We start from the raw sequence: 18,639 nt of genomic DNA on the forward strand, positions 1-18,639 counted from the left end.
TTACGCTGCCATGCCAGCCCTGTACTTCCAGGCGATAAATGCCAACGGCACGTAGGCGACCATACAGCCCAGAACACCTGGTACAACACCGGTTCCAGCCAGCACCGCCCATGGCAACAACCAGACCACGTTGATCACCACCACAGCCGATGTGACGGCCAGATGACTCGAAGTGCGTTGCGCGGCATGCTGATAGGCATGACTACGGTGAGCCTGATACACCTTGTCGCCCCTTAGCAACCGCCGGACCAGCGTCCAGGTAGCGTCGACAATGAAAACACCCAACAGAATCAACCAGCTCCACAGCAGTTCCGGCTTCTCCCACGCCGCCTGAAGCGCCATGACTCCCAGCACCATGCCGAGAAACCCGCTACCGGCATCCCCCATGAAGATCCGCGCAGGCGGGAAATTCCAGCAAAGAAAACCGGCGACAGCCGCAGCCAGAACCAGCGCGCCCCCTATCAAGTCGGGATGGCCGCACCATGCGTAAACCGCGCAGACCGCCAGACAGACACTGATGGCTTCAGCACTGGCCAGGCCGTCAATACCATCCATGAAGTTATATAGATTGAGCATCCACACCAGATAGATCACGGCAAGCAGGTCGCCAAGCAATCGCAGGTCAACCAGTGCTCCAAACAATGAGACAGGCGCCAGCCCCTTGATCCAGAACAACGCCCAGCCGGCAGCAATAAAGTGCCCAAGCAGACGCCAACGGGCAGCGATATGTCCGTGATCATCGGCAAAGCCAATCACTGCGACCAGCAATCCGGCGCCCAGAATACCGATCATCGCGGCCTGTTCGAAAAGCCCTGCCGAGACCAGCAGCGGCAAGGCCAGGGCAAATGCCACCACAATCGCAACACCGCCTCCCCTGGGCGTTGGAATCGAATGGGAACTGCGCTCATTCGGCACATCCATCAGGCTTCTGGCCAGCGCGTAACGCCGCAGGACCAGCGTCAACCCCCAGGACAGGAGAAAAACGACAAGCAAAATACTCCAGAAAATCATTTGTTCTTGGTATCCAGGTAATAGTCAGCGGTCTGGCGCAATGCCCTCTCCACCCTAGAGGGAGGTGTCCAACCCAACACCTCTCGCGTATGCCTGATATCGACTTGCAAGGAGCCACACAGCCTCTGAGCCAACGCTCCTTTTCCAAGCAACCTGGCAGGCCATGTCAGCAATCCCGCAGGGAGCGGCAGCAGTGCCGCTTTTTTCCCGAGCGCACGCGCCATGCCTTGCAAGAGCGCGGTCGTCGACAGATCCTCGCCATCACTGACAAGAAACACCTGCCCCGCAGCCCTCGGGTGATCGATACAGGTCACCACGAGATCGACAAGATTGGTGAGCGAAACCAGACTTCGACGATTATCGATCGCACCGAACGGCAACGGCACGCCTTTATCGAGCCAGCGCATCATGCTGAGAAAGTTTGCCCGGACTCTCGGCCCGTACACCAACGGCGGCCGGATGATGACCACTTCCATGCCGGTCTCCTGAGCAAGCTTTTGCAAGGCAAGTTCCGCCTCCAGCTTGGAAACGCCATACGGATCTTTCGGCATGGGCCGATCCAGCGCAGTGAATGGCCGACCGGGCTCGGTCTGCTCGCCATTGACCTTGATACTGCTGATGAAAATAAACCGTTTGACGCCTGCCGCTGCAGCCTGCTGCGCCAGCTGGAGGGTCCCATCGACATTCACCCGCCGATATTCCGCCAGCGGATCAGAGGCCGAGTCGTCCATCACGTGCACCCGCGCAGCGGCATGCACAATGACGTCAATGCTGTTCATATCAGGAAGCGCAGTTTGACCGCCGAGCTCCAGCGACACAATCGGACACAAGCCCTTGAGACGCGTCTCGCCCCTGGCGGCAGCCACCGGAACCACTCGCCGATCAAGCAGCAGCCTGAAGACTACTGCCTCACCGACAAATCCTCGGGCACCGGTTACCAACACTCTTGGCACGTTCATTCAGCCTTGTTTCCAACCAGCGCGGTCAGCCAGCACACGATGAAAAAGAACAACTTGTCCCTGCCCCTGCGCCGGCACTTGCAGGCACTCAGGGACAGCTTCAGTAACTGCCAGCGTCGCAAATCCTGCCAGCCACGAACGAAAGGATCCTGCTCCTTTCCCACCAGCAAGGCGATCAGTCGAGCCTGGGAAAACCACCAACCGTTATGGATCTTCTTGTACCGGACAACCAATGAACCGAGCCCAGTGTTGGCCCCGACCTGATTGCGCTCATGCTGCCGGTATTGCAGGGTTGATTCAGGATCGATCAGCCATGAATACCGATGACTTCGGGCAAATGCGTAGCAATACCAGTCATGCAGACTGACCTCCTGCAACGCCTGCCAGTTGGTAACCATCGACGCCTTGATTGCGCTTGCCAATGACCGAGTGAAAACATAAGTGCAGCCGGGGCCGGCAGCTTCGAACAGATAATCCCATTCGACTTGAGCCTGAGCCTTGTCCAACAAGTGAGTACGACCATCAGGCCAGAAAGCCGACACATTGCTCGAGTAGGCATCCGCACTCTGCTGGTGCAACAAACGACAGGCACGTTCCAGCTTGTCGAGACGCCATATGTCGTCCTGATCGGCAAAAGCGACATAATCGTAGACGCCCAGCTCGACATCACGCATCAAACGAAAGAAATTGCGTGATGCCCCTCCGAAACGCCCTGCCGGCGGCAACAGAACGACATTCGAATGCCGAGCGGCGAACGATGCACACCAGGATTCAGTGCCATCACTGGAGGGATCGACGCTGATGTGAATAGTCACATCAACGCCTGTCTGAGAAAGGATCGAGCAAAGTTGCTCCTCGATCCATTGCATGCCGTTGTAGGCCGCCAGCAACACGGCAACTTTAGGAGGGTTTACTGGCATGCCTATCCTGCTTACCGGTTGAACGCAGCATTGAAAGGAAAACGACTTTCCAATCAGTCAGCAGGTGAATCCAACAGTTTCTGCAGATATTGCCCGTATCCGGTTTTCTTCAACGCGTCGGCCTGGGCGGACAGCTGCTCGGCAGTGATCCAGCCATTGTGATAGGCGATCTCTTCGAGGCATGCCACTTTCAAGCCCTGACGTTGCTCGATCGTATGAACGAAGTGACTGGCCTCAAGCAGCGAGTCATGCGTACCGGTGTCGAGCCACGCAAAACCACGACCCAACATCTCCACCTTTAGCGTCTTCTGCTCGAGATAGGCACGGTTGACGTCAGTGATTTCCAGCTCTCCGCGCTCCGATGGCTTGATGCCCTTGGCGATCTTGACCACATCGTTGTCGTAGAAGTACAAGCCGGTAACAGCGTAGTTGGACTTCGGCTTCAGCGGTTTCTCTTCAATACTCAGTGCCTGGCCCGTCTTGTCGAACTCGACAACACCGAAACGCTCCGGATCGGAAACGTGATAGCCAAACACGGTAGCACCGGATGCCTGGGCACTGGCAGAACGCAGATTGTCCGAGAAGTGCTGACCGTAAAAGATGTTGTCGCCCAGAATCAGGCAGCAAGGGTCCTTGCCGATGAACTCTTCGCCGATGATGAACGCCTGCGCCAGACCATCCGGAGAAGGCTGTTCGGCATAGCTCAACTTGATACCGTACAGGCTGCCGTCACCCAGCAGCTTCTTGAAGCATGGCAGATCTTCCGGCGTGGAGATAATCAGGATTTCACGCATGCCGGCCAGCATCAGTACCGACAACGGATAGAAGATCATCGGCTTGTCGTAAATCGGCAACATCTGCTTGGAAACACCAAGGGTCAACGGATGCAGACGAGTGCCCGAGCCGCCAGCGAGGATGATGCCTTTACGATTTGTCGTGGTCATTTATTCAGAACTTCCATAAGCATTCGGGTTACACCACTTTGCCAATCCGGCAAGTGTAGAGAAAAATTGTCACGCAGCTTCCGGGTATTCAATCGCGAATTCCGGGGACGACGCGCAGGCGTCGGATAAGCTGTCGTTTCAATCGGATTGATCGACATCACCGCCAGCGTCTCGCCATGCGCTTTCGCCACTTCGACAACATGCCGGGCATAGCCATGCCATGACACCTCACCCGCCGCCGCCAGGTGATAGACGCCCGCCAGATCCGGGCGCTGCAAAACCTGGCGAATGGCGTGTGCAGTGACATCGGCGATCAGATCCGCACCGGTCGGCGCGCCGATCTGATCGTCGATCACATTCAGTGTTTCACGCTCTCTGGCCAGGCGAAGCATGGTCTTGGCGAAGTTGTTTCCGCGAGCACTGTAGATCCAGCTCGCACGAAAGATCAGGTACTTGCAGCCGGACGCGACGACTGCCTCTTCGCCTGCAAACTTGCTGGCGCCGTAGTGATTGACCGGAGCAACCACATCGCCCTCCAGCCAAGGCACCGTGCCCTCTCCGCTGAAAACGTAGTCGGTTGAATAGTGAACCAGCCATGCACCCAGGAAGGACGCCTCCTCGGCAATGACCTGAACCGCCTCGACGTTCACCAGATCCACCAGCTCGCACTCAGACTCGGATTCGGCCTTGTCTACGGCAGTGTAGGCGGCCGCATTGACAATCACATCCGGCTTGATGGAGCGAATGGTCGCGCGCAGGCCTTCCAGATCGGCGAGATCACCGCACAATCCATCTACCGCGTGACGATCAAGGGCCAACAGCTCGCCCAGTGGCGCCAGGGAGCGTTGCAGCTCCCAGCCCACCTGGCCATTTTTTCCTAGAAGGAGGATTCTCATGCCTTTGTCGAACGACCTGCGTAGTTCTGGTCAATCCACTGTTGGTAGCTGCCGCTCTTCACGTGAGCGACCCACTCAGTATTGCTCAAATACCACTCGACCGTTTTCCGGATTCCACTTTCAAAGGTCTCCTCAGGCGTCCAGCCCAGCTCACGCTGGATTTTACTGGCGTCGATCGCGTAACGCTGATCGTGTCCCGGACGATCCTGAACATAGGTGATCAGGCTGGCATGCGGACGGTGAGCGGAGTCAGGACGCAGTTCGTCAAGCAGGGCGCAAAGGGTATTCACCACCTCGATGTTCTGCTTTTCGTTGTGACCGCCAATGTTATAGGTCTCGCCGATAACGCCCTCGGTCACGACCTTGTACAGGGCGCGTGCGTGATCTTCGACGTAAAGCCAGTCACGCACCTGGTTACCCTTGCCGTAAACAGGCAGCGGCTTGCCTTCCAGCGCGTTGAGAATGATCAACGGGATCAGCTTCTCGGGGAAGTGGCAAGGGCCGTAGTTGTTCGAGCAGTTGGTAACGAGCGTTGGCAGGCCATAGGTACGAGCCCAGGCGCGAACCAGGTGGTCGGAGCTGGCCTTGCTGGCCGAGTAAGGCGAACTTGGCTGATACGGTGTGGTTTCCGTGAAGAGATCTTCGGGACCTTCAAGGTCTCCGTAAACTTCGTCAGTGGAGATATGGTGAAAACGGAAAGCGGCCTTGCGCTGATCATCGAGGGCCGCCCAGTAGTGGCGGGCCGCTTCGAGAAGAGTGTAGGTGCCAATGATATTGGTCTGGATGAACTCGGACGGGCCGGAAATGGAACGATCGACGTGGGATTCGGCCGCCAGGTGCATGATGGCATCCGGCTGATGTTCACGCAGAACACGGTCGATCTGATCACGATCACAGATATCGACTCGCTCGAATGCGTAACGCGAATCCTGGCTGACTTCGGCGAGCGACTCAAGGTTGCCGGCATAGGTGAGCTTATCGACATTGACAACGGAGTCGGTGGTATTGGAAATGATGTGTCGGATGACTGCCGAACCGATAAAACCTGCACCGCCGGTGACTAGAATTTTCACGCGAAACCATACCCTTGAGTTACTGAGAGGACCGCCAACCGGGCCCTGCCTGATCCATGAATGCAAAAGCCATCAACTTTGCGGAGGCTTTCGATAGAAACAGCCTGCACCGACAGGGATAACCACCATCGGAACGGCGTAGCATTTTACAGTTTACCGGAAGATTTACTAATGGATATGGACAAGCTGCTGTGCAATTTCATACACACGTCTGAAGGGCATCGACCTTAAACAGGTCGCTTGCGTGAACCACGCGGCACGAGACGTAGAAAACCCCTTATAAGCGGCCCAACTATCATGCCCGCCAGCAATGCCAGCACCACAATCAAAGAGACAGGCAACTGGGGCCCCGCCCATCCCAGAAACAGCAACGATACCGATTGCTGATTTTCAAGGACAAATGCCAGCAGCATCAGGATCAATAACAGGAAAAATACAACGAACCCTACACGCTTGAAGTTACGCATGACCGACGCTCCGAAATCTCGACGAAATCAAAGCTCGCCCTCCTCTTCCTCGTTTACGCGGTCACGCAACTCCTTGCCCGGCTTGAAATGTGGAACGAATTTACCGTCAAGGCTGACGGATTGCCCGGTTTTCGGGTTCCGCCCAACACGCGGTGCGCGATAGTGCAGGGAGAAGCTGCCGAACCCGCGGATCTCTATGCGATCACCGGTAGCAAGGCATTGGGACATTTGCTCAAGCATGGTCTTGATGGCCAACTCCACATCTTTGGATGAGAGCAGCCCTTGATGGGTGACAATTCGTTCGATCAACTCCGACTTCGTCATGTTTTTCCCTTCTTTTTCAAGCAGCTAGATCAGCGCTACAAAGGGTTTTAGCATGCGCTGAAGATTTTGAACAGCCTGAGTATTGACGAACTCGCAAGTTCAACTTTACAGGACCCGGAGCCGCGCCGACTGCCGGCCCGAACCCCAAGAACTCCAACCCCGTCCCGGCAGTGTTTTTCACGGTTTGCAGATCACAAACATCGTTCGCGTCAGGTATCCGGCCGGGTTCCAGCCGAATGGATAGTCCTCGGCGTCCTCCTTGGAATCACTGGACCTGGCCACGACCTTGTACCCCTTCGCCGGACACTCGCGAGCCGCACGCTTTTCGCACTTTTCCCAACTGGAGCCAAGCCCCGAACAATCGATGCGCACACCCGTTTCGCCACGAACGACATGGGTTTTACTGTTGGTTGTACAGCCCGCCAGGATCAGCAACATCGCAACAACAATAAACCTGTTCATCCCCCTCCCCATCCTCGACACCACCAACACCCTGCAAAGGCAACTCAGACCCGTCCCGTCCTGAAAAGACCACAAGGCACCGAACTTGGTTTCCTTTATAAACGCCCGCCACCTGAGGAAACCCATTTCACCTCAGGCAGAACGGGACGCACACCTCGCGAGCAAAAACGATGAATTCAGCCCGACCAACCCCCTTAAAACCTTACCCTGCTCTTGTTACAAAATAATTCAACGAACGCTTCAAAACACCAGAAAAGCACTGCCGGTGACGATACGAACCCGCCGCAACGCCTGCGCGCAATGCAATCCACTTCCAGAGGAGAACCGATACCAATCGGATCCCAATGATGGTCTAGACCGTCATAAATGGTTATTATCGCCGCGCCAAGCGTAAGAAAAATCTGTACGCATCATCGGAAAAGTCACGAATAGAGTGATGGAAAACCGACTTGGCCCCTACGAAAAGCGCTGATGTTTTACCTTTGCATATAGGCAACTCACGAAGTTTTTCAAAGCCCGGCAGCTCGCATGCCGAGGTTTGGCTCAACAACGCATACGTGTTTCTGACGTTGCGAGGCCGGCAGAGCCATTGCAAAAACAGACGTTCGCCTGTGAGAAGACTTTTCTCCAGCTTTTACTGGAGTCGAGACATGGAGTTCACATATCTGCTAGCACCGCGACACCCAGCTTGACCGGATCCACCCTCAAAAAAATTGCGATCTGGTGTCGATGTCACCGCATTGATCCAGGTTCATACGCCCAACTCTTGCACAACCTCGATCGGTAAGTAAGGCACCCCCAGCTTGTAGCCTGATCTACCTATAAGGACATTCCATGTCGATTCAGCTGTTCGTACCAAAATTCCGTATTGATGAATGCCTCGCTGCCATTCGCGAATGCCTCGAAAAAGGCTGGACCGGTCTCGGCTTCAAAACCGCGACCATGGAAGAGGAATGGAAAACCTATACCGGTTTGCCAAATGCCCACTTCCTGAGCTCCAACACCGTTGGCTTGCACCTGGCCGTCGAACTGTACAAAACCAAGTTCGGCTGGAGCGATGAAGATGAAGTCATCACCACGCCACTGACCTTCATTTCGACCAACCACGCCATTCTGTATGCGGGCATGAAGCCTGTATTCGCAGACGTCGACGAGTCGTTGTGCCTCGACCCGGAAAGTGTGATCGAGCGCATCACGCCGAAAACCAAGGCTCTGATCTTCGTTGGCATCGGTGGCAACATCGGCCAGTACCAGAAAATCGTTGAAATCTGCAAAGAGCACGACATCAAGCTGATCCTCGATGCCGCCCACATGGCAGGCACTCGCGTCAACGGCAAACATGTCGGTCAAGAAGCCGACTGCGTCGTGTTCAGCTTCCAGGCCGTGAAAAACCTGCCGACCGCTGACTCCGGCATGATCTGCTTCAAGAGTAAAGAAGACGACGAGCGTGTTCGCAAGCTGAGCTGGCTGGGCATCAACAAAGACACCTTCGCTCGCACCGCCGCACAAGGCGCGTACAAGTGGATGTACGACGTTGAAGAGCTGGGCTACAAATATCACGGCAACTCGATCATGGCTGCCATGGGTCTGGTTCAACTCAAGTATCTGGACCTGGACAACGCCTATCGTCGTCAACTGGCCAGCTGGTACCGTGAGAACCTGGCCGGCCAGACCAAGATCGGCATCGTCAACGTAACACCAGGTTGCGAGTCCTCGACCCACCTGCTGCAGATTCGCGTCAAGGATCGCGATGCTCTGATGCTGGCGCTGAACGAGCACCAGATCTACCCAGGCGTGCACTACCGCGACAACACCGAGTACTCGATGTATTCGTTCGGTGCCGGCACCTGCCCGAATGCAGCCAAGGCCAGCCAGGAAATCCTGTCGCTGCCGATGCACCTGGGCCTGACCCGTGCCGACGTCGATACCGTGTGCGAACTGCTGATCCGCTACGCAAAATGAAGCGCTCACTCCCCTCGTTTGATGAAGGCGCAATGCGCCTTCGCTTGATCGAAGAGAGTGACCTGCACGAGACCTTGTCCTGGAGAAACCGGGACGAGGCACGTGTCTGGTTCAAAACTTCGACGCCTCTCACATACGAGCAGCATGCCAACTGGTTCCATCAGCGTTATCAGCCGAGCGAAACCGACTTTCTGTTTGTTGTCGAAGCAGACGGCAAGCTGGTCGGTCAGGCGTCCGTCTATGGCATCGACTGGCAGAACCGCACCGCTGAAGTCGGTCGTTTTCTGGTTGACGCCGATCAGGCGGGTCGCGGCCATATCGGTCGGGCCTGTGGTGTACTGCTGGATATCTGCTGGCACACGCTTGATCTGGACTATGTCTTTCTCGAAGTCATCGAGACCAACGATCGCGCCATTCACCTCTACCGCAAACACGGTTTCTGTGAAGAGCAGCGTTACGACGGCCTCATCAGAATGGGCCTTCGAAAAAAACAGGCGAGAACTGAATGACGAGTGTCACGAGGCTGTTTATCGATAGCACGCGCGCATTGAAAATGTGGCGCGTCTGGACTTACCTGGGCGTTCAGGACATCAAGGCAAAATTTCACCGGTCATTCTTCGGTCCCCTGTGGATCGTGCTGACGACCGGTTTTTTTGTGACAGGTGTCGGGCTCATCTACGGTCTGCTGTTCGGCCAACCCGTTCACGAGTTTCTGCCTTACCTGGCCTGCGGTTTCGCCCTGTGGGGCTTTATCGTGGCATCGATCACCGATGCCAGCGCCACGTTCGTCAGGGCCGAGGGCTATATAAAACAGTTCTCCTATCCAAAGCAGATTTACCTGCTGAGGACGCTGATCTCGAGCGTGATCGTATTGCTGATCGGCATTGCCGTCGTGATCCCCGTGCAACTGTTCTTCAACGAGATCACCCCGCTCGGCTGGCTGTACGCTCTTCCGGGGCTGGCTCTGCTGATCATGGCGGCATTGGGTCATATTGCGATCAGCGCCTATCTCGGCGCACGTTTTCGCGACTTTCCCCACGCCATGGCCGTCATGCTGCAGATGATGTTCTTCATCACGCCGATCATGTTCCCGATCAAACTGCTCCATGAGAAAGGGCTTGGGTTCATCTACCAGTTCAACCCGCTCTATTACCTCATCGACGTGGTACGACACCCCATCATTCAGGGTGAACTTGCCCTGCCGGAAAACTACCTGTACGCCGGTGCATATGTACTGGCCACCTGGGTAGCCGCTTTGCTTGTTGCCTACAAGCTTGATTCTCGCGTGGTTTTCCTCTTATGACTCGTGCATCGCTGATTCTGAAAAACGTCGACATCACCTTCGAAGGTGCACTCAGCAGTGAAGAGGGACTGAAAAGCTGGCTCAAGCGCAAGCTGCTGACGCGCAATGTCGATACGGCAACCAACTACCGTATCGAAGCGCTCAAAGGCATCAACCTGGAAATCAACCATGGTGAGCGTGTCGGGCTGATCGGGCTCAATGGCGCCGGCAAGAGCACCCTGCTCAAAGTCATGGCGGACATTTATCCGCCCACCGCAGGATCGGTTTCGATCAAAGGGCACGTCTGCCCGATGTTCGAGTTCGCCACCGGTTTCGAGATGAATCAGTCGGGCTGGGACAACATCCGTATTCGCGGACTGTTGCTGGGCATGTCCGCCGATGCCATCGAAGAAAAGCTGCCGGAAATCGCCGCGTTCACTGAGCTCGGCGACTTTCTCGACTACCCGGTACGCACTTACTCCTCCGGGATGTTCATTCGGCTGGCATTTGCCGTGTCGACCAGCATCAACCCGGAAATCCTGCTGATCGACGAAGTCATGGGCGCCGGTGACATTTCCTTCGCCGAGAAAGCCAAACGGCGCATGTTCGAGTTTATGGAACAGGGAAAAATCCTGGTGTTCACCACCCATAACTTCAACCTGTTGAATGACTTCTGCACCCGCACGGTATGGCTGCATAAAGGCCGGATTGTCGCGGATGGCCCGACCGACGAAATCGTCAAGCGTTACAACGAAGAACACACCAACGCTCAATAACAAATCACAACCTTTTCCGGCCAAGACTTACAGCTAGGATAGCGAGCCAACATGACGACCCCCTATAACTTAAAGAACATTCAAGCCCTGCGGTGGCTTGCTGCACTGCTGGTTTTCATTCAGCACGCGGTGTACTTCTCCGGACAAATCAATAACGATTCCCTGCAAGGCTTCTTGCGTCTGAGCTTCGGATCGATCGGCGTCTTCGTATTTTTCATCATTTCCGGTTTCGTCATCGCCTTGCAGACAGACAAGAAACCAAGCCTGTTCGCTGCGCACCGACTCGCGCGCATCTACCCGGCCTTTTTCATTGCCGCCATTGTTGCCTCGCTGATTTTCCTTGTTTTCTCCAGTTACCGTCCCGTCCTGAACAGCGGCACACTTTCGATGCTGCTGATTCCGGTCGGCTCGCTCAACGGGACGTTCCAGATCCCGTACTGGACATTGATCTACGAAGTATTTTTCTACGCCCTGGTGTTCCTGGCGATGATTGCCTTCAAGGCCAGGCCGCAACTGTTGAACATTGTCATGTTTGCCTGGTTGCTGGTCATCCTTGGGTTTGCCAATGCAGGCATCAAGACCAGTGTCGCCATGCCGACGTTGAGTGAAATCGTTATTTCGACGCTGAACATTTACTTCATCGTCGGTTTCTTCCTGTCGCGACTGCTTTTCTCGCCGACAAACGGGATTGCCTATGCCGCTCTCTTCGCCATGGCATTGGAAGCGGTGTATTTTCCTGAACTGCGCTATACCGCCATCATCTGCACAATGGGCGCCATCGCTATCCTGGCCCTGATCAGACTGCCCGCACTTCCAGCATTTCTCATCAAACTGGGTGACTACTCCTACGGCATCTACCTGATGCACATGCCGGTGATCTTTTGCCTGTTCCTGGCCCTCAAACCTCACGGTGTGGATCTCTACACCTCGATTGCGATCATGACCGTGATTGCATTGCCGGCCGCCTTTCTGTTCGGCAAGTTCGAGTACTGGCTCTATCAGACCAAAATTCGTCCGGCCGTAGATAAACTTCTGACCCGCCAAAGCCCGCTTCATCAGAACCAGCCCCTGGAACAGCCATGAAATTTAGTGATTTCTCCTCTGACCTGAAGATTCATGCCAGTTCCAAGGCACCGTCGAAACCGAAGGTCACGGTGATTCTGCCGACCTATTCCCGCGGCCACGGGCCGCTGCAGGAATCCATCGACAGTGTATTGGCACAAAGTTACCGAAACTTTGAACTGATCATTGTCGACGACGGTTCACGGGACGGCTCTGCGGCCGTCCTGCAGGAATACCTGAAGAAAGATCCGCGCATCATTGTTCATTCGTACCACAAGAACAGCGGCCTGCCGGCATTGCGCGTCAACCAGGCGGCGCTGCGGGCGAAAGGCAAATACATTGCCTACCAGTTCGACGACGACATGTGGACCGAGCACAGCCTGCAAGTACGTGTCGAGCAACTGGAAAAGTGCACCAGACCTGCAGTGGCCTATGCCAACGCCAGCGTCGACATCGCCCTCGCCGACGGGTCGATCACCACCCGCAAGCTGGGCGGACCGTTCAACTACGGCCTGTTGATGAACGGCAATTACATTGCCAACAACACGGTCATGCACCACAAGTCCCTGTTTGATATTGCAGGCATGTATGACTCGCACGTCATGATGCGTCGCTATTCGGACTATGACCTGTGGTTGCGATTCGCCAAACACGCCGACTTTATCTGGGTCGACGAAGTGACGTCACATGTACGGGCCAACCTGGTCGATTCGCTGGGCAAGGAAATTCCACTGTTCTTCGCGCGGTACAGAAAGAGCCTGGCGATACCACGCGATCACTTGCTGACCCCTGCAAAAATCAACGACTACGACGTCATCGATCTCTCGCAATTTGCCGATACGTTCACCGATGCGGAAATCGTTGAATACCGGCGCATGGAAGCCGCGCCGTTCCTGACCAAGTTCAATGATTACTGCAGCGACTCCGAAATGGCGGTCGCGGCGGCCGCTCGAGGACGCAAGCTGCACTTGTTGACCGTGAAACCGGACTATTCGACATCGGTGGATGTCACGATCCACAACTTCACGCAACTGGCAGAACAGCGGGCGATCACCAGCACTTTCGTCAAGGAAAACGACCTGCCGGTCATCGATCTGGCGGGCGTGGATGTGACCGTGCTCTATCGCACTGTCGGCGTTGCCGGCAGCCAATTCGTCAAGAACCAGAAAGGCAAGATGCCTTTGGCCTACTTGATGGACGACAACATGCTGCACTTCCATGAAGTCGGCCCCCAACACAGCTTTCTTGCGCCTGGCACACCGACCTATCAGAACATCGCGCAGCAGATCCAGTCGGTCGACACCTGCATCGGTTACAGCGATGCAATCAATGAAGATCTGCGCGAGCTCAACAGTAAAACAGTTCGGCTCAATACCAACATTCATGCCCGGTTCGTGCAGAAGCGCACCTACAGCCGCGGCAAGCGTCTGAAAGTCGCAATCATGTCCGGCGCCGTTCGCGAGGATATTCTGCGCGAGCTCTGGCAAGCGCTTGCGAACTTCGCCAGCGCCCACGCCAACTCGGTGGAGTTTCACTTCTGGGGTCTGGATCCGGAGAAATTCGGCGCACTGGAATGCCCGGTTTTCTTCAAACCGTTCACCCACGTCTACGAAAGCTATATTCGCGACCTGAGCGAAACCAGCTTCGACATCGCACTGGTTCCCCTGGACTTCAGCACCCGTGCCGCGCGCAGCAAAAGCCCGGTCAAGCTGCTGGAATCGGTCGCGGCCGGCGCCATTGGCATCTTCACGGATGCCGTGCCCTACTCCGACATTCCAGATGCCTGTTGTGTGAAGGTGGAAAATACGGTCGAGGCCTGGGAACAGGCGCTGAATCATTGCTACGAAATGGGCCAGCAAAAGCGTGACCAGATGCTGGAGAACGCCCGGGAACTGGTGCTTTCGCGCTATACCACCGAGTCGCAGTTCTACGACTTCCTTGCCAGTTGCGAAGCCGTTCGCCTGCATTCCAGACTGGGCGATAAAGCCATTGCCTATGCCTTCCACGAAACAGCTCTTGGCGGCGCCACGCTGCACCTGATCCGCCACGCCAGCCTCGTGGCTTCGCTGGGTTTCCGCGTCGTCGGCATCGTTCCGCAGGATGCTACCTACGGCCCGATCTTCAAGGCGCGCTGGGACGCCGCAACGAATGGCGCGTGCCTGCTAGAAGAGCAGTGGCCTTCGGGGTATATCGACAGTCCGCAACCGCAGCGCCCATTTCAGCCGCAGGATGAGGCGGCAGCACGGCATCTGTCCAATTGCCTCGAGCCGGAAAGAATCGGTTTCCTGCACTTTGCGACATGGTCACCGACCATGAGCTTGCTGGCCAAACAACTGGGGATTCCCTGCAGCGCCAGTGTTCATCAGTTTTACGAAGGCGCCGGCAACTCCATCGTTCACTTTGCCGACTCGATCCACTGCTCCTCACTGACTCACGGCTTCAAATGGTCGAGCCTGTCGAAAAGTCCGGCCCGGCGTATCGTCTGCCCGGTCGCCGAAGATTACTTCGCCAGCTTCGCAGCCAATCGCGCCCGTGCGGCCAAGAGCGGCAACGCCCTGCGAATTCTTGTCTCCGGCACCCTGCAGCCGCGCAAGAATCAACTCGGTGCAATTCAGGCGGCCATCCTGCTCAACGATGCCGGATTCGATGTTTCGCTGGACCTGATCGGCTACACGGTATTTCACAATCAATACCTGGCCGAGTGCACTTCATTAATTGAAGCCAGCCAATATAAAGATAAATTCATCATTCATGGTTTTATCGACGATCCAAAACCGTTTTATGATAAGTGCGACTTGTTGTTGATATCGGCTACCGATGAGTCCATGCCTCAAACCATGTTGCAGGCAATGGCCATGGGCATACCCGTTGTTTCAACAATTGTCGGCGGCGTAGGGGAAATCATCAAACATCGCTACAGCGGCTTCCTTGCCCAGGACGACAGTCCAGAGGCCATGGCAGCGGCCGTGTCGCAGTACATCCGGCTGTCACAATTGCAGCGTCTGGAAATCATCGATCGTGCGCAGCGATCCATGAAATTCCTTGCTCGCCCGAGCTACGTTCGCTCCGAACTGGTGGATCTTTACAACCAGGCATTCGAGGAATTCGCTCGGCACCGCAAAGCTGCACAAAAGCCGGGCGACAATTCGTCCAGGACCTCGGCGTCTTCGTATGAACAGATGCTGCTTGCAACTCTGAACACCACCCGCAGTCAGATCAGCCAATTAAGCAGAGCGCTGGATAAATGACATTAGAGAATGAAGTGGTGAACGTTGACCTGGGTTGCGGGAAACGCAAGCAGGAAGGATTCTTCGGCATCGATCGTTTCCCGATGCCGGAAGTCGACATGCTGGCCGACATCGATCTTGGCATTCCGCTGCAAGATGATTCGGTCGATATGTTGTTTTCGTCGCACTTCCTGGAGCATGCCCGGGATCTGATGTTCACCATGCGCGAAATCTATCGCGTCTGTAAGCATGGGGCGCAGGTATGCATTATCGCGCCCTATAACGAACAGAAACTGAATATCGCCAACCCTTACCACATCACGATTTTCAACGAGCACACGCCTCGCTTCTGGACTGACCACACGGAAACACCGGTGGATGAAGCGGACTATGCGGATCCGGTAAAGCGCCCCTGGGGACTTTCAAAGTCAGACAACTCCAACCCTGGTCTCGATATTCGATTGATCAACATGGAGTTTTTCTACTTCCCCGAGTACTTGCATCTACCGCTCGAGCAAAAGAGAAAGTTTCGTAACGAGCGATTCAACGTATGTGACCAGATCATGTACCAGTTGATCGTTTGGAAAGGTGATGAATGCTCGCCTGGCGTCAACTACGAAGATCACGTCAGCGCATTCAAACCTTATGAACCTCATTACATCAGGCACCTCAAGATGCACGAGCAAAACGAAATCATCCAGAAGTTCACTCAGTCGGAAGCCGCTCTTCGTCAGCGAATCGAGGGCCTGAAAACCGAGCTGGCACAAGTGACGACCGCGGCACAAGCAGCGGCGGCAGAACAATCGACAGCGGCCGCAGCTGCCCAGGCAGTGGCAGCACAAGCCGCTGCAGCGGCCTCGGCGATTACCACCGATGCACTGCTGGAGCGGCGCATCAATGAGCTGACCGAAGATCGTGCACTGACCGACCGCCTGCTGCATGAGGCCCGTGCGGACAATCACCAGTTGCGGTTGCAGGTGATGAGTGCCTATGAAAAGGCTGAAGCCCTCTCGGCACAGATCCACGAAGGCAAAACCCGGTTGATGAAGTCTCAACTGGAACAGGAACAACTGAGCGACCAGATCACCCGCCTGAGCGAACAGAACGCCAAACTTGAAAGCGACAATGTCGACGCCTTGCTGCTCGTCAATGAACTGCATGAACGCCTGGCAGAAGCCCAGTCCAATACCTCGGCGGCTCATCAGGCCCTGCTGGATCAGACGCAGGAAAACAAGGAGCTACGCTCCCGCCTGGAAGTGTCGGCCATTGCCAATGCCAAAGTTGCACTGGTCAAAGCCGAACTCGTTGCAGCCAACGGCATCATCGACTGGTATCGCGCCAAGGAAGAAACCTGGAACATCGAACAGCATCGCCTCCAGCAGGACGTCATCAACGCCCAGCAGGCGACGAAGAAAGCAGCACTGACTCAATCGCCTCTCGCCCAGGAAGTGCAACATCTGAACCTGGCACTCAGCACGGCACAGAGCCAGGCCAGTCAATCGCGCCACGAAGCATTGCAGGTCATTGACAGCCTTCAATCGGAAGTCCGGGAGTATCGCTCCTCGCGCTCCCTGCAACTGGTGTCGCTGTACAAGAGCAAAAGTTCGCTGTGGAATTCGATTTCCCCGGCCTTCACGCCGCTCAGAAGCTTTACGGAGAAACACCTGCTCAAGACTTCCCGGCCTGTGCTGACACTTGGCGATGACTTGCGCAACGTTCCCTATCGCGAATACCTGATGCCGCTTCGTCAGGAGAACCTCGGCGGCGTATTGCTCGCGGTTCGACCGTTGATGCGCGGGCAACTTGGCCTGCTGGGCGTAGAGATCGTCTCCAGCAATGACGAAGTTGTCGCCCATGTCGTTCTGTCTCTCGCCGACATCGATCCCGAGATGCCGACTCGATTCGCACTTCCGACAGCAGTCAACCTGGACGCCAATTGGTATCTGCGTGTCTTCGTCAGGGACTCCGATGTACCGGTTGCCCTTTACGAAGTCAGCCAGTATTCCATCATGAAAAAGCGCACCAAATACTTCCCGTTCGCTGCTCTCCAGTAATGGTCAAAGGTCGCAGCTTGATGAAGGGAAAAATCGATATCCTGATGGTTATCGAAGGCGAGATAGCAACGACTCATTTGATTGAGCACATGCTGTCCGCCTGTCGATCCTATGGCGTTGTCTACCGGAAGAAGTTTCTGTCCGAACTGACGATAGCGGATATTCGCAAAACCACTATTCCACTGTTCGTGCGCAGCGGCGATCCTTCCCTGCGACTGTGGATCGAGAAACTGCAGAACGCCAATCATCCTTACATTTACTACATCGATGACAACTTCTGGAAAATCGAAGGCGACTCACCGATCGCCAAGTATTACCAGCACCCATTGATTCGGCACACGCTGGAAATCGCCGTTTCAAGCGCTCACAGAGTACTGACGAATTCTGACTTGCTTGCGGAGTTTTTATTTCAGTTCAATGAAAAGATCGAAATATTGCCTTCGTTCTTCGATTTTTCCTTGTTGCAGCCCACCCGAAAGATCGAGCTTGATGAACTGCGAATAGGTTTTGCCGGCAGCCCTTCGAGGGCTGACGATCTGGATATTATCAAACCTGTCATATCCCCCCTTCTCAAAGCCTACCCGCAGGTCGTTTTCGAGTTTATCGGTGCTGCGCCAAACGATCTTGAGCTCAACGATCGCATTCGCTGTTTCCCCCACACTGCGGACTATGCGGGTTTCTTGCACTTCAAGCAGGAGCGCCAATGGTCGATAGGCCTCGCGCCGCTCATCGACAATGCCTCGAATCGCTGCAAGACCAATAACAAGTACAGGGAATACTCGGCATGCGGCCTGCCCGGTGTCTATTCGGACATGCCGCCCTATCAACGATCAATCGCCCAGGGTGAAACCGGGGTTCTGTCGCCCAATACCTCCGACGCGTGGTATTCGGCGATCAGTCGATTGATTGAAGACAGGACGCTGCGAGAAAGCATCGCAGCAAAAGCCTACGACGATGTTTTCAAAAAACACTCGGTCGCCCACGTGGCGACCATATGGTCCGAGCACTTCGTTCAAGTTCATCAGCACATGAAGCGCCGCAAGATCAGTCCGTTGCGAACCAACCGACTCAGATCCTACGTCATGACGCGGTTTCTTCGATTCGAATCGCTTTGGGTACGCGCAGCAACCGTCTACTCCCAAGGCGGAATACGTTTGCTGGTACACAAACTGATCAATCGGATCAAATTCGCCTTCTCACGCAGTGATTCTCTTTAATCA

At 55.3% G+C, this 18,639-nt stretch carries 17 protein-coding genes; 8 read left to right on the forward strand and 9 right to left on the reverse strand.

Going from position 1 to position 18,639, the window contains the following annotated elements:
• From AC1RT4_RS25130 to AC1RT4_RS25170, 9 genes are all read right to left on the reverse strand, one after another.
• Entirely contained in the window at positions 1-1,011 is a 1,011-nt protein-coding gene (locus AC1RT4_RS25130; protein WP_493088702.1) for an MraY family glycosyltransferase, read from the reverse strand.
• Positions 1,008-1,970, reverse strand: a complete 963-nt coding sequence (locus AC1RT4_RS25135; RefSeq protein ID WP_493088704.1) for a UDP-glucose 4-epimerase family protein — start codon at positions 1,968-1,970, stop codon at positions 1,008-1,010. The genes AC1RT4_RS25130 and AC1RT4_RS25135 overlap by 4 nt, the downstream gene beginning before the upstream one ends.
• Positions 1,967-2,890 carry a glycosyltransferase gene (locus AC1RT4_RS25140; RefSeq protein WP_493088706.1) on the reverse strand — a complete coding sequence of 308 codons (924 nt, stop codon included), beginning with the start codon at positions 2,888-2,890 and terminating at the stop codon, positions 1,967-1,969. Before AC1RT4_RS25140 ends, AC1RT4_RS25135 begins: the two co-directional genes overlap by 4 nt.
• A 53-nt stretch (positions 2,891-2,943) precedes the next feature.
• The gene (rfbA, locus tag AC1RT4_RS25145) at positions 2,944-3,834 is read right to left on the reverse strand and encodes a glucose-1-phosphate thymidylyltransferase RfbA (protein ID WP_085647533.1); all 891 of its coding nucleotides are present in this window, start codon (positions 3,832-3,834) and stop codon (positions 2,944-2,946) included.
• Complete coding sequence (gene rfbD / locus AC1RT4_RS25150; RefSeq protein WP_493088709.1) at positions 3,831-4,730, reverse strand: dTDP-4-dehydrorhamnose reductase; 900 nt, start codon at positions 4,728-4,730, stop codon at positions 3,831-3,833. Before rfbD ends, rfbA begins: the two co-directional genes overlap by 4 nt.
• Positions 4,727-5,803 carry a dTDP-glucose 4,6-dehydratase gene (gene rfbB / locus AC1RT4_RS25155; protein ID WP_011335354.1) on the reverse strand — a complete coding sequence of 359 codons (1,077 nt, stop codon included), beginning with the start codon at positions 5,801-5,803 and terminating at the stop codon, positions 4,727-4,729. Before rfbB ends, rfbD begins: the two co-directional genes overlap by 4 nt.
• A gap of 227 nt (positions 5,804-6,030) precedes the next feature.
• A complete protein-coding gene (locus AC1RT4_RS25160; RefSeq protein ID WP_493088711.1) occupies positions 6,031-6,270 on the reverse strand; it encodes a lipopolysaccharide assembly protein LapA domain-containing protein in 240 nt (79 codons plus the stop codon).
• A gap of 27 nt (positions 6,271-6,297) precedes the next feature.
• A complete protein-coding gene (ihfB, locus tag AC1RT4_RS25165) occupies positions 6,298-6,594 on the reverse strand; it encodes an integration host factor subunit beta (RefSeq protein WP_011335356.1) in 297 nt (98 codons plus the stop codon).
• Between the two features lie 177 nt (positions 6,595-6,771).
• Positions 6,772-7,056, reverse strand: coding sequence for a hypothetical protein (locus AC1RT4_RS25170; RefSeq protein ID WP_011335357.1), 285 nt, complete (start codon positions 7,054-7,056; stop codon positions 6,772-6,774).
• Between the two features lie 834 nt (positions 7,057-7,890).
• Between AC1RT4_RS25170 and AC1RT4_RS25175 the strand changes: the two genes are divergently transcribed.
• From AC1RT4_RS25175 to AC1RT4_RS25210, 8 genes are all read left to right on the forward strand, one after another.
• Positions 7,891-9,018, forward strand: a complete 1,128-nt coding sequence (locus tag AC1RT4_RS25175) for a DegT/DnrJ/EryC1/StrS family aminotransferase (RefSeq protein ID WP_085647522.1) — start codon at positions 7,891-7,893, stop codon at positions 9,016-9,018.
• A gap of 32 nt (positions 9,019-9,050) precedes the next feature.
• A complete protein-coding gene (locus tag AC1RT4_RS25180) occupies positions 9,051-9,527 on the forward strand; it encodes a GNAT family N-acetyltransferase (protein ID WP_221616033.1) in 477 nt (158 codons plus the stop codon).
• Positions 9,524-10,321, forward strand: a complete 798-nt coding sequence (locus tag AC1RT4_RS25185; RefSeq protein ID WP_085647520.1) for an ABC transporter permease — start codon at positions 9,524-9,526, stop codon at positions 10,319-10,321. The genes AC1RT4_RS25180 and AC1RT4_RS25185 overlap by 4 nt, the downstream gene beginning before the upstream one ends.
• Positions 10,318-11,076, forward strand: a complete 759-nt coding sequence (locus tag AC1RT4_RS25190; RefSeq protein WP_493088716.1) for an ABC transporter ATP-binding protein — start codon at positions 10,318-10,320, stop codon at positions 11,074-11,076. The genes AC1RT4_RS25185 and AC1RT4_RS25190 overlap by 4 nt, the downstream gene beginning before the upstream one ends.
• Positions 11,077-11,127: 51 nt before the next feature.
• Complete coding sequence (locus AC1RT4_RS25195; RefSeq protein ID WP_493088718.1) at positions 11,128-12,159, forward strand: acyltransferase family protein; 1,032 nt, start codon at positions 11,128-11,130, stop codon at positions 12,157-12,159.
• Positions 12,160-12,230: 71 nt separating this feature from the next.
• Positions 12,231-15,386, forward strand: coding sequence for a glycosyltransferase (locus AC1RT4_RS25200; protein WP_493088720.1), 3,156 nt, complete (start codon positions 12,231-12,233; stop codon positions 15,384-15,386).
• Positions 15,383-17,419 (forward strand): class I SAM-dependent methyltransferase, encoded by a 2,037-nt coding sequence (locus AC1RT4_RS25205; protein WP_493088722.1) that lies wholly within the window; start codon positions 15,383-15,385, stop codon positions 17,417-17,419. Before AC1RT4_RS25200 ends, AC1RT4_RS25205 begins: the two co-directional genes overlap by 4 nt.
• A 20-nt stretch (positions 17,420-17,439) precedes the next feature.
• Positions 17,440-18,636 (forward strand): glycosyltransferase, encoded by a 1,197-nt coding sequence (locus tag AC1RT4_RS25210; RefSeq protein WP_493088724.1) that lies wholly within the window; start codon positions 17,440-17,442, stop codon positions 18,634-18,636.
• The last annotated feature ends 3 nt before the right edge of the window (positions 18,637-18,639 follow it).

The organism is Pseudomonas sp. GW821-FHT11D10 (assembly GCF_058808435.1).